Consider the following 11,609-nt stretch of genomic DNA (forward strand, 5'->3'; position numbering starts at 1 on the left):
GTGTCCTTTTATGAAGTGTTTAGGAGAGAAAAATGAGTGAAGATCGTTATCAATTAGGTTTGAAAAAACTCGCTGAAATAGACGGTGAACAAGGCCAGAAAGTCGTCGATGCACTACAACCTATCGCGCCAGATTTCGCTACCTTGATGATCGAGTTTGGTTTTGGTGATATCTATAGCCGCTCTGGCTTGGATTTAAAATCACGAGAAATCGCTACCGTGGCGGCGTTAACTGCATTAGGCAATGCTGCACCACAACTTAAAGTCCATCTTCATGCTGCGCTTAATGTTGGCTGTTCCCCCAAAGAAATCATCGAAGTGTTGATGCAAATGGCACTTTATGCTGGCTTTCCAGCCGCGTTAAATGGCCTTTTTGCCGCCAAAGAAGTATTTGCTGAGCGAGGTATTGATGTGACAGAAGGGTCTGATAAATAGCTTGTTAGCAAAAAGAAGAAAGGGCTGTCTATTCATTAGAGAGCCCTTTCTAGTTAGTTTCTATAAGCGATGTCTAATGGTTATTTGACTGCTTTAGCGTTAATACTCAATGCCATGGCTTCGGCGATTTTTATACCATCTATTGCCGCTGACATGATACCGCCAGCATACCCCGCGCCTTCTCCTGCAGGATATAAGCCTTTGGTGTTGATGCTTTCTAGACTGTCGTTATCACGTTTGATATTGATTGGTGCTGAGGTACGTGTTTCTACGCCAGTCAATAAAGCATCATCGAAAGCAAAACCACGGATTTTCTTATTAAACGCTGGAATAGCTTCGCGAATCGCTTCAATACAAAAATCGGGTAAGGCATCGGCTAGGTTAGTAAGTTTAATACCCGGTTTGAAAGAAGGCTCAACTGTACCGAGTTTTTCTGGTGTTTCGTTACGCAAAAAGGCACCGACGGTTTGTGCTGGCGCATCGTAGTTGCTGCCACCCAATTCATAAGCAAGGCTTTCTAGCTTGCGTTGGAATTCGATTCCTGCAAGCGGGCCACCCGGGTAATCGGATGGATCAATACCCACAACAATGGCGCTGTTGGCGTTGCGCTCATTACGAGAGTATTGACTCATACCATTGGTAACTACGCGATTTTCTTCTGATGTAGCTGCAACGACGGTGCCGCCAGGGCACATGCAGAAGCTGTAAACGGAACGACCATTTTTACAGTGGTGAACCAGTTTGTAATCCGCCGCACCCAGAATCTCGTTACCCGCATTTGGGCCAAAGCGTGCTTTATCAATAGAGGATTGCTCGTGCTCTATACGAAAGCCCACCGAGAAGGGTTTGGCTTCGATGTATACGCCTTTGTTGTGCAGCATTTCGAAGGTGTCGCGAGCACTGTGACCAATGGCGATAGCAATGTGCTTGGAGTGTAATTGTTCGCCATCAGCAAGGGTAACGCCAGTGACTTGGCCATTTTCGATATGTAAATCATCGACGCGGCAGCTAAAACGAATCTCACCACCTAATTCAATAATCTGTGCGCGCATTTTCTCCACCATGGCAACCAACTTAAAGGTACCAATGTGAGGTTTGCTGACGTAAAGAATTTCGTCCGGTGCGCCTGCAGCAACAAATTCGTTAAGTACTTTACGGCTGTATTGTTTTGGATCTTTCACTTGGCTGTAGAGTTTGCCATCGGAGAAGGTTCCCGCGCCGCCTTCACCAAATTGCACGTTAGATTCTGTGTTAAGAATCTTCTTACGCCAGAAACCGAATGTGTCTTTGGTACGTTCACGTACTTCTTTACCACGCTCCAACACGATTGGCTTGTAACCCATTTGCGCTAAGACCAAGGCTGCTAATAAGCCACATGGACCAAAACCAATAACGATAGGGCGTTCTGTCAAAGTTACCGGTGCCTGAGCAACTGGATGATAATCTAAGTCTGGTGTGACTTTTATTTGCTGGTGATCCGCAAATTGGCTAAGCAAAACATCGTTACACGTCGTTTCAACATCCAAGGTGTAAATCAACATGATATTAGTTTTCTTACGCGCATCGTATCCGCGACGAAAAACGTTAAAGCTAACGAGTTTCTCTGCTGGAATTTCAAGCATGGATAAAATCGCGCTTTCTATTGCGCTAGCGTCGTGATCAAGAGGAAGTTGGATATTGGAAAGTCGTATCATAGGAATCAATAGTTAGAATGCTGGGTCAATGGCTAATAGCGGGGATAATACGATATTTTCGTTGAAAAAGCTGTTCTCAAATGGCAGCGAGATGGTTTTTCTAACAAGATTGACGTTCTTTATTGTTTGAATAAAAGAGGAAGACGAATAGACAAAGAAGGTGTATTTTTTGCAAGAAGCGTTTATTGAGTTGCATATGTGTCTATAAATAAGAGGTTTTTAATGTTTTCAATCACTTTTCGTACACTGGTTCTATCAACTGCACTGCTAACGGGCAGTTTTTCGTTCTCCGCTCTTGCCCAAGAATCTGATTATTCGGCCAAAGACTTAAACGAACAGTTGGTTATGTCGACCTTGTGGATGCAAGCCTCTGCTGAATATAAGGCTTTGTCTTATCAAGCGTTTAATTTGGCAAAAATGCAATTTGATCAATACGCTAGCCAACATAAAGGCAGCAAGAAAATCGCGGTGATTGTCGATGCTGACGAAACAGTTATCGACAATAGTGGCTATCAGGCTTGGTTGATCGGCAAGGATTTTGGCTATTCAAGCAAAACATGGGGCGAATGGATGGATGCTGCTCAGGCGAAAGCCATGCCGGGCGCGACTGAGTTTTTGAATTACGTAGCGAGTAAAGGCGGGGAAGTATTTTATATAACTAACCGTAAAGCATCAGGTTTGGAAGGCACGCGTAAAAACCTAAAAGACCTAGGCTTTCCCAATGTAGATGATGCGCACTTAATGTTGAATACGTCCACCAGTAACAAAGAACCTCGTCGACAAGAAGTGGCAGAAAACTACGATATCGCGTTGTTGATGGGAGACAATCTAAATGATTTTTCGACTGATTTTAGAACCAAGGGTTTAGCGGAAAGTGATGCTGCTGTAGAAAAAAATAAAGCGCTGTTTGGTACAACATTTATCATGTTACCTAATCCGGCTTACGGTGATTGGGAAGGTAAAGTTTATGATGGTAATTGGGGCGCTTCTGCAGCAGAAAAAGACCAAATGCGTAAGTCTAAGCTTAACGTTTGGCAGCCAACGAAGTAGGTTTCATATTTTGAAATAGGTTTTTTATTAAATAGCTTCGCCATTAACAAGCCGCTTATCTGAATGGATAGGCGGCTGTTGTCTATCTTTGCTAAGAAATTACCTAAAACATACCGAGAATATGCCACCAGATGAAGTTCAGTGGCAGCAGTATGAAGCTTGTTAAAACAAAGGTCGCTAAGCAAACCTTAGTGACGGCGCTGATGGATAAATTGCCAAGCGCAATCGCGGTAATCAGTGGCGGCGCCTGATAAGGCAGCAATACGTTTGAAAAAGCCAATACTTGCGTCATTAGCACTGCATGGTTAGAAAGGCCGGTGATGTTGGCTAAATGCTCTGCCATTGGGGTCATAATAGCGGGAACACCAGCCAAATTAGTCACCACAGCCACGCAAGTGGAAATAAATGTCAGCAAGCTCAAATTCAGTAAAGCTGAATCTTGTGAGAAAGGAATGACTTCGGTTAAATAATTAACCAAGATATTACCAAGGCCTGAGTAAGCAATGATCGCGCTTAATCCTATAATGCCTGCCGCAAATAGCAGTGTGCCATATTGAATGTCTTTGTCGATGCTATTTTTTGCCATTAATCCAAGACTTGGCCATAGGCAAACTAACGCAGCAATAAGCCCAACCCAGCCCGCTGAAATATGATGCAGCGAGTCTGTGAACCAGAAAGCAAAACAAACACAAAGCACAATTAACAACCGTGTTTCTATTTTTGTCATGGCTGACTTTTCGATTGTCGCTTGTATCGCTTGGTTTGGTGCTTTATCTGGAAAAAGCCACAGAATAACGCCCATAGTCATGATTAATTTCCCAAGCCCCAAGATAGGGAAGTGCAAAAGTAGATACTCACCATAAGAAAAGGGTGCGTTATAAAGAGCTTCGGTCATACCCGAAAGCAGCATGTTAGGCGCGTTCGCAGGCAAGATAGAAAAGGCAGGTAAAAACGTTCCAAATGCCGCGGCCAATAACATGCCTTTTCGACCATTAGAGTCTTGATCATAACCAAAATGATCTGCAAGGGAGGCAATGATCGGTATGATGAGTACGATACGACTCACGCCAGAAGGAATCAAAAAGGCCAATCCCATCGCAAACAACGCAATTTTGATAATAGTGCCTTGGTAGCTATTGCCAAGAATTAGCATCAGCAAGCGTGTAGCGCGAGAATTGATCCCCGTATGATTGATCGCTGCACCGAACACCATACCGCTGAACAGTAACCAAAATGTCGACGATTGGAATCCTGCGAATATGACTTGTGTCGGAGCAAGCTGTGTTGCCGTCGCAAAAGCAAATAAGCCCAATGCAGGCCAATAAGCTGGCACCAGAGACGTCGCCCAGAAGGCGATACAAATGAACAGCAATCCAGCAGTTAGCGATTGCGGAAGCGTTAGAAATTGATAGGAAACAGCACCTATGGCAAATGTCATCGCTAAAATTAGATAAAGCGGCCAGCTAGGTTTGCTTGGGATATTCAGTGAAGGTGTCGGTGTTGTTTTGGTGACATGTGGAGACTTATTTTTATTATTCATTTGAGGCTCTAAGGCATAAATCCCGCCTTCTTTGAAAAAGAAGGCGGGATAAGATGACTAGCGAAGGTTAACTGCGGTTGCTTCGTCAAAACCTAACATGATGTTTAGGTTTTGTACGGCAGCGCCAGACGCGCCTTTACCGAGGTTATCCAGTTTTGCGACAAGAATGCCAGACTTGTTGCCTGGTTCACTTAGAACCGAGAGTTCGATTTGGTTGGTATCTTCAAGACCATGTGGCGTCAAGAATGGTGCTGAGTTATCGGCAACCACATTAAAGCCATTTACCGTTACAAACGTGTCGTTGGCATACACTTCGGCCAATTTAGCTTGTAACTGCTCCATGGTGACATCGCTTTTTAGCTGAATTGGCAAGAAGGTCAACATGCCCTGGCGGAAGTTACCAACACTAGGAACGAAAATGGGTGCGTTATCCAAACCTGACCATTTTTTCATTTCAGCTAGATGTTTGTGGTTGAAAGACAAACCGTAAGCACCGAATATCGGCGCATTGTTGGTGCTTTCATAACGGTCAATTAGCGCGTTGCCGCCACCACTGTAACCAGATACGGCATTGATTGAGTAATCATAAGACGCGGACAATAATCCAGCTTCAATCAATGGTTTCAATAGCAAGATCACGCCAGTTGGGTAACAACCGGGGTTAGAGACAAACTGCGCATCTTTGATTTTGTCGCGTTGAGTGACATCAAGTTCAGGCAAGCCATATACCCAGCCTTCGGCGACACGATGGACAGAACTCGCGTCCAAAATACGACAGCCTTCTTCTTTTGCCAAAATAACGCTGTCTTTTGCGGCATCATCTGGTAGGCAAAGTACTGTTACATCGGCTTCTTTCATCAGACGACGCTTTTCTTCTACGTCGCGTTTTTTATCTTGGTCGATACTGATGATTTCAATGTGTGGGTGGTTAACTAGACGGTCTTTTACTTGAAGACCTGTTGTGCCTGTTTCGCCATCAATAAATACTTTTTTCACAGCGTGATTCCTTACTGGATGTCTTAAATCAAAGCAAAAGCAGGAGGTCGATGTGAGTTTCCTGCTTTTTATCGAATGTTTGGGTCGAATGTTATCGTGAGCAAATAGTGTAATGCATCATGGTGCAGCTTAATAGTTGAGAGCTTTGCTTAATCTTAAAAAAACTTATTTATCACCTCTTTGATGTAAATAGCGTAAGCCAAGTGCAGCGGTTAGCAAAGCAATAATGCCTCCACAGGCGATAGCCCAACGAGCACCGAGTAAGTCGGCAGTCCAACCGACCAAAGGCCCACCAATTGCCGAACCTCCCACAGAGGTTGCTAACAAAATAGCAATGACTCGACCGCGTATGTATTTTTGTGCACTGAGTTGAATTAGGCTGTGTACGGATGTGGTAAAAAGTTGAGTAGTCATGCCTATTAAACTGAGTGAGACCGCAAATAACCAAAAATTAGGAATGATCGAGGCTATCAAGGCAATTCCCCCAAAGCCGATAGCTGAAAAGGATATAAAATGAAGATTAGGTTTTTCTCGGTTAGCGGTAATCATGGCGCCGACAATAGAACCTACTGCCATAATAGACATCAGAATGCCAAATTGCTGAGAGTTACCAGTAAACACATGAACGGTCATTGACGTCAGATAGACAGTGAAGTTTAGCCCAAACATAGCGAAGAAAAAGAACATGGTGATGGCAATGATCATGTCTGGACGTTGGCGAATATAATGAAATCCATCAAATAAGGTGGCTTTACTAGATTTGCTAGAATCACTTTCGACGCTTGGAAGTAAATTTACTGGTTTGGCCTTTATCATATAAGTGATGGCTATAATTGGGATAAAGGACAAGGCATTTAGCGCAAACACCCAGCCAGCACCCATTAATAGAATTAAAAAACCTGCGATAGCAGGGCCAATCATCCGAGCGCTATTAAATGAAATAGAATTCAAAGAAACGGCGTTAGCTAGATCTTTATCAGCAACTAAATCGGCTACGAATGCATGTCTCGCTGGAGTGTCGAATGCGGTAAAGCAGCCGAGTAAAAAGGCGAAAATATACATGTGCCACAGTTCAAGGTGACCATTTAGAATCATGATGGCTTGAACCAGCGCAAGAAAACCGCGCAAGCTTTGTGTGACGATAAGTAGTTTGCGGCGATCGAAGTAATCAGCAGCCCAACCAATGATAGGTAAGAAAATAAATTGCGGAGCAAATTGCAGAGCGACAACAATACCTACTGCAGTGGCGTTTCCGTTAGACAGTTCTGCAATCACAATCCAATCTTGCGCAGTACGTTGCAGCCATGTGCCAATATTTGAGACAAAAGCTCCCATTGCCCAAAGTCGATATTGCGGGTTGCTCAATGAGCGAAATGTTTTATGCAAGGTTATCTCCAATGATGAGTCGCTTTTTATTGAAACAGTGTTTTGAAATTATAGCAGGTTATTTTTTAGAAGAAATGCATGATAGGGAATCTGCTTGATCAACTTGGTAGAGGTAGTGCGACAGGTTACACTTTCGGCTTCTTAAATCAGTAATGTATTTTTATGAAGAAATCCGATAAAAAAATCGATAATGCACTTCGCGAAGCGTTAACGAATGTTTGTGAAGGAGCGCTGGATTCTGTGAAAGGTTTTGTCTGGCTAACGCATTTAGTTAATTATAATGCGTTTCCTAATTCGCTAAAGATCGTTTGTGTTTTCGAAACCGATGAGGCCTTGTCTAAAGCCATTGAGGCGAAGCAAGATGATTACTTTTATACGCTTATTAATAATGAGTTAAGCACCGTAAACATCAAGCTAAATCAGCTTCGTCAGCAAGTTAGCTTTGATACAGAAGAAGCTTGCGAGCGCTCCCATGCGGGAAAATGGAATGAACGGCTCGCCAAACTACAAAGTAAAGTGGCGCTCCATTAATGTATTTAGCACTAACTTTTTAGTGCTAAATACGAATATTTTTAGTCATCTGCTTGAGCTTGAATGTCTTTCATAGCTTTTTGAAGTTGTGGGTTTTTCTCTTCAAGGTATTTTTTTAGACGAGCAATAAATACGGTGTTTTCATGGAAGGGTACACCTATCTGATGTGCATCGGCTACTTCCACCATAGATACTTTGTCGTGCTGATTAAACACGTCAATCATCTGTTCGGCTTTTTTATGAGAAATGCCAAGTGCTTCAAAAGCAGACCGTCCCATACGCAAGCTACTGTCGTAGTTTTCTCGAATAATGTCGCGACATCCCGAAGCCCATAAATCGTAAACGTGATTGTTGTCGAAAGCTCTCGCGATAACGTGTAGATCAGGGTAGTGCTCTTTGACATATTTGACGAGCTTGGTAATTTGCTCTGGATCATCAATGGTAATAATCAACAATGATGCTTCATCTATGCCTGCGGCTTCTAATAAGTCTGGACGGGTGGCGTCACCGAAGTAGTTTTTAACGCCAAAATGCTGAAGTGCTCTTAATCGCTTTACGCTGAAATCAATCACTGTTGAATGATAACCAGCCAAACGCAAAAGGTTGTCTATCGTACTTCCCATTCGTCCGGAACCAGCAATAATGATTTTATTGTCATCGGGTAGTTCATCGTGTGTGCCGGCCGTTTGGTCGGTGGCATAACGAGGCGCGATAACACGATCATAGATGATGAATAGCATTGGCGTGAGCAACATAGACAACGCCACGACAAGCAGTAGAATGTCGGCAACTTCTTGTGATATCACTGCATTACTGACAGTAAAAGACAGCAAAACAAAACCAAACTCTCCGGCTTGGGCAAGGCCTAGTGCAAATAGCCATTTATTTGAACCACGAATGTTAAATATCCGTCCTAATATTAACAGCGTGGTAGCTTTCAGCAGAATTAGACCAACAGTTAAGCCAAGAATAGAGAAAAAATGACTAGAAAGTAGGGCGAAGTTTATGCCAGCACCGACGGTCATGAAGAATAATCCCAGCAGCAAGCCTTTAAAAGGAGCTATATCACTTTCTAACTCATGTCGATAAGGTGAGTTAGCCAACACCACGCCAGCTAGAAATGTTCCGAGTGCAGGAGAAAGTCCAACCAAAGACATGAGTAGAGTCGTGCCGATAACGAACATCAACGCGGCGGCAATAAAAAGTTCTCTTAATTGTGTGACTGCGATAAAACGAAAAATAGGCGTAACTAAAAAGCTACCGCTTAAAATCACTATACCAATAGCGCCGATGGTGACTAATGCAGTTTGCCATGCTTCTAAACCATCGACTAAAGATACTGAATGGCTTCCACCCTGAGATATCTCTGCCGCATGACTTAAAGATTCGATGAGTTCTGGTGTGGCAAGCAGAGGAATAAAGGCCAACATTGGGATAACGACAATATCCTGAGCGAGCAATACGGCGAAAGATGATTGGCCGCCATCTGATTTCATTAAACCTTTTTCAGTCAATGTTTGAATGACGATGGCGGTTGAAGATAGAGCAAGTACTAAACCAATAGCTAAACTGGTACGCCATTCTTGGTTTAACAGCATTCCTAATCCCATAATAAGAAGGGCTGTTAACACAACTTGCCCACCACCTAAGCCTAATAATTTAGACTTTAATGCCCAGAGTTTTTTAGGGTTTAGCTCTAGTCCGACAAGAAATAACATCATGACAACACCAAGTTCAGCAAAGTGTTGAATAGAAACAATGTCTACTTCTAATAGGGTTAGTAATGGACTAATAATGATGCCAGCTAACAGATATCCTAAGACAGACCCCAGTCCTAGGCGTGACGCAATAGGAACAGAAATGACCCCCGCAACCAAAAAAACAAAGGTTAATAGTAGTGCGTCAGTCATTTCATTTTTTCCTTTTCTAATAACTGAATAGAAGAACTAAATGTTTTAATACTTTAAATCGCAGTTTTTGCTGTGAATTGTTTGTTATCGTTTTATTACATATCGCAAACAGCTTGAGCAAACTGATCAACACTATTCCAATCGGTAAATTCTATATTGGTTTTGGGATCTGTTGGCCCTTTTGTCATCCACATTATAAAGCGGATCATGTTGCGATCGATAAAACCGTATTTTGGATAGTTTAACTTACCAGCAAAAACACCTTCTAAACTTGGCTTCCAATCTAGTTGAGCCAAAAGTTTAATAATGTACGGGTTGGTATCAGGTTGGCACTTTTCAGGTTTACGAGCAACAAGGTTAACAGTGTAAAATGCACTTGGTTTGCTTTTAAGCTGAGTTTTATTCTGCTCAATAAAATCAATCACAACTTTCTGATGTTTGCCATAACGTATGCTGGCACCAATGACTACCTTGTCGTGATTGGCTAAGGTTTCAGCGCTTGCTTCTTCTACTGGTAGAAGGGTGACGGTATGGCCTTGGCTCTCGATAATGGCTTGCATTTTAAGGCTTATCTTTTTTGTGTGACCGTCTGTTGTTGAATAAATCAGTAAAGTATTAGACATGGTGATTCAGAAAAGCTGCCTCTGTTGGAGTGGAGTGAAAACGAATAGAGGGACTTGTTATAAACACTCAAAGGCTTGCTGTAAAGGACACTTGCTTTTCTTCCCGAATTTTATCTACTGTTGCATAAAAAGCGTATAAAAATATCACATAAAAAAAGCGGACTATTGAGTATAGTCCGCTTTCTGTTTTGCTAATTTGAGATTGCTCTTAATATTACTCAGCAGAACTGTGTTTTCGAGCGCGGATATCGGATTGTGCGCTACGGTAAAACTTTTCTTGTGGTTTAGATCTGGTCACTTGATCATCATCGCTGTCTTCATTACGAAGTAACATAAAGTCAGCCACACGTTGCTCATCTAAACGATTTGCCTTAACTGCACCTTTGATGGCACAACCAGGTTCGCCTTGGTGATGACAATCACTGAAACGGCATTCTTTTTCCAATGCAATGATGTCAGCGAAATTGGCAATAGCGCTGCTATCGAATTCAGCAAGTTGTAGTTCACGCATGCCTGCAGTATCTAGCAAAATAGCACCTGATGGCATGATCTTTAAGGCACCCGAATCACCAATGTTTCTTTGTGCTTTGCCTTCGGCCGTAGTTTGCATCAAGGTATTGATCAATGCAGATTTACCTGAACCAACCGCGCCAAGTAAGGCAATGGTTTTACCTTTCTTAAGCAAAGGCGATAAACAGCGTAGGCTGTCAGCATCTAAAGCATTAACTGTTTCTACGATGAGTAACGGATCAAGTTTTTCTACTTGGGCACGTTTTTCAGCTGCATCATTACAAGTATCTGCTTTTGTAAGTATAACAACTGCATCTGCTTGAGCTTCATGAGTAAGTTCTAAATAACGTTTAATCAACGCTAAATTGAAATCTTGATTTAATGCACAAATTAAAAATACAGTGTCTATATTTGAAGCGATGTTTTCAAATATAGAACTTGGTTCTAAAAGGCGTAGGAAGTTTTGTTCAGTGTCAGTAATAACCCAGTCACCGACAGCCATGCTTGGCATATCGGAATGGTTTTCTAAAGTGAAAAAGCCGAATTCACTGACAAGCTCGTAGCTGCTGTCTTTTTGAGAGCAGATACGTGCAATGCGGTTAGATTCTAAATCATCCAATGATAACTGTTGTTGAAAGTAAGCCTGCCAGCCTAAGTCCAATAAAGTAAACGTGGAATCCATTGATATTACCCCAAGCGAAATACGCCATCGTAAATAAGAAGCAATGCGCTTCAATTAGTACAACCGAACATAAGCAAAACTTTGATTATGTTCTAGCCAGAAAATACACAAAACACCAATGCGTTATAAACCGTTTTTACAAGGCGCTAATACACGAGATTAGCACAGTGTGTGTGCGCCACAAACAGAAATATTAGTGCCATAAAAAAGGTTTATCATCTTGGTATTTATATTGAATATAGGCATAACATAT

General features: G+C 42.3%; 10 protein-coding genes. 3 read left to right on the forward strand and 7 right to left on the reverse strand.

Annotated features, from left to right (window positions below; genetic code table 11):
* Positions 1 to 32 precede the first annotated feature (32 nt).
* A complete protein-coding gene (locus CCS02_RS00715) occupies positions 33 to 434 on the forward strand; it encodes a carboxymuconolactone decarboxylase family protein (protein WP_100187442.1) in 402 nt (133 codons plus the stop codon).
* Positions 435 to 514: 80 nt separating this feature from the next.
* On the opposite strand, the gene CCS02_RS00720 is transcribed toward CCS02_RS00715, so the two are convergent.
* Positions 515 to 2,128: an NAD(P)/FAD-dependent oxidoreductase gene (locus tag CCS02_RS00720; RefSeq protein WP_100635292.1), complete on the reverse strand. Its 1,614-nt coding sequence runs from the start codon at positions 2,126 to 2,128 to the stop codon at positions 515 to 517.
* 222 nt (positions 2,129 to 2,350) lie between these two features.
* Here CCS02_RS00720 and CCS02_RS00725 point away from each other — a divergent pair, with 222 nt between their 5' ends.
* Positions 2,351 to 3,178, forward strand: coding sequence for a 5'-nucleotidase, lipoprotein e(P4) family (locus CCS02_RS00725; protein WP_100635293.1), 828 nt, complete (start codon positions 2,351 to 2,353; stop codon positions 3,176 to 3,178).
* 103 nt (positions 3,179 to 3,281) lie between these two features.
* Here the strand turns inward: CCS02_RS00725 and CCS02_RS00730 are convergent, their stop codons facing one another.
* From CCS02_RS00730 to CCS02_RS00740, 3 genes are all read right to left on the reverse strand, one after another.
* On the reverse strand, positions 3,282 to 4,718 hold the full coding sequence (locus CCS02_RS00730; RefSeq protein ID WP_100635294.1) for an SLC13 family permease: 1,437 nt from the start codon (positions 4,716 to 4,718) through the stop codon (positions 3,282 to 3,284).
* A gap of 57 nt (positions 4,719 to 4,775) precedes the next feature.
* Positions 4,776 to 5,714, reverse strand: a complete 939-nt coding sequence (gene argC, locus CCS02_RS00735; protein ID WP_100187445.1) for an N-acetyl-gamma-glutamyl-phosphate reductase — start codon at positions 5,712 to 5,714, stop codon at positions 4,776 to 4,778.
* A 165-nt stretch (positions 5,715 to 5,879) separates the two neighbouring features.
* Complete coding sequence (locus CCS02_RS00740; protein ID WP_100635295.1) at positions 5,880 to 7,100, reverse strand: MFS transporter; 1,221 nt, start codon at positions 7,098 to 7,100, stop codon at positions 5,880 to 5,882.
* Positions 7,101 to 7,262: 162 nt separating this feature from the next.
* On the opposite strand from CCS02_RS00740, the gene CCS02_RS00745 reads away from it, so the two are divergent.
* Positions 7,263 to 7,631: a Fis family transcriptional regulator gene (locus CCS02_RS00745; protein ID WP_100635296.1), complete on the forward strand. Its 369-nt coding sequence runs from the start codon at positions 7,263 to 7,265 to the stop codon at positions 7,629 to 7,631.
* 41 nt (positions 7,632 to 7,672) lie between these two features.
* On the opposite strand, the gene CCS02_RS00750 is transcribed toward CCS02_RS00745, so the two are convergent.
* The 3 genes from CCS02_RS00750 to rsgA all read right to left on the reverse strand — a co-directional run bounded on the left by CCS02_RS00750 (position 7,673) and on the right by rsgA (position 11,356).
* A complete protein-coding gene (locus CCS02_RS00750) occupies positions 7,673 to 9,541 on the reverse strand; it encodes a cation:proton antiporter domain-containing protein (protein ID WP_072837818.1) in 1,869 nt (622 codons plus the stop codon).
* A gap of 95 nt (positions 9,542 to 9,636) precedes the next feature.
* Entirely contained in the window at positions 9,637 to 10,164 is a 528-nt protein-coding gene (gene hemG, locus CCS02_RS00755) for a menaquinone-dependent protoporphyrinogen IX dehydrogenase (protein WP_100635297.1), read from the reverse strand.
* A 214-nt stretch (positions 10,165 to 10,378) separates the two neighbouring features.
* Positions 10,379 to 11,356 (reverse strand): GTPase RsgA, encoded by a 978-nt coding sequence (rsgA, locus tag CCS02_RS00760; RefSeq protein WP_072837820.1) that lies wholly within the window; start codon positions 11,354 to 11,356, stop codon positions 10,379 to 10,381.
* Positions 11,357 to 11,609 lie beyond the last annotated feature (253 nt).

This window comes from Marinomonas sp. ef1 (genome assembly GCF_002806845.1).
Taxonomy (GTDB): domain Bacteria; phylum Pseudomonadota; class Gammaproteobacteria; order Pseudomonadales; family Marinomonadaceae; genus Marinomonas; species Marinomonas polaris.

Excerpts from the sequence above, each read along its gene's own strand:
- CCS02_RS00715 (WP_100187442.1), top strand. The coding sequence starts at position 33 with ATGAGTGAAGATCGTTATCAATTAGGTTTGAAAAAACTCGCTGAAATA.
- CCS02_RS00720 (WP_100635292.1), bottom strand. The coding sequence starts at position 2,128 with ATGATACGACTTTCCAATATCCAACTTCCTCTTGATCACGACGCTAGC.
- CCS02_RS00725 (WP_100635293.1), top strand. The coding sequence starts at position 2,351 with ATGTTTTCAATCACTTTTCGTACACTGGTTCTATCAACTGCACTGCTA.
- CCS02_RS00730 (WP_100635294.1), bottom strand. The coding sequence starts at position 4,718 with ATGAATAATAAAAATAAGTCTCCACATGTCACCAAAACAACACCGACA.
- CCS02_RS00745 (WP_100635296.1), top strand. The coding sequence starts at position 7,263 with ATGAAGAAATCCGATAAAAAAATCGATAATGCACTTCGCGAAGCGTTA.
- CCS02_RS00750 (WP_072837818.1), bottom strand. The coding sequence starts at position 9,541 with ATGACTGACGCACTACTATTAACCTTTGTTTTTTTGGTTGCGGGGGTC.
- hemG (WP_100635297.1), bottom strand. The coding sequence starts at position 10,164 with ATGTCTAATACTTTACTGATTTATTCAACAACAGACGGTCACACAAAA.
- rsgA (WP_072837820.1), bottom strand. The coding sequence starts at position 11,356 with ATGGATTCCACGTTTACTTTATTGGACTTAGGCTGGCAGGCTTACTTT.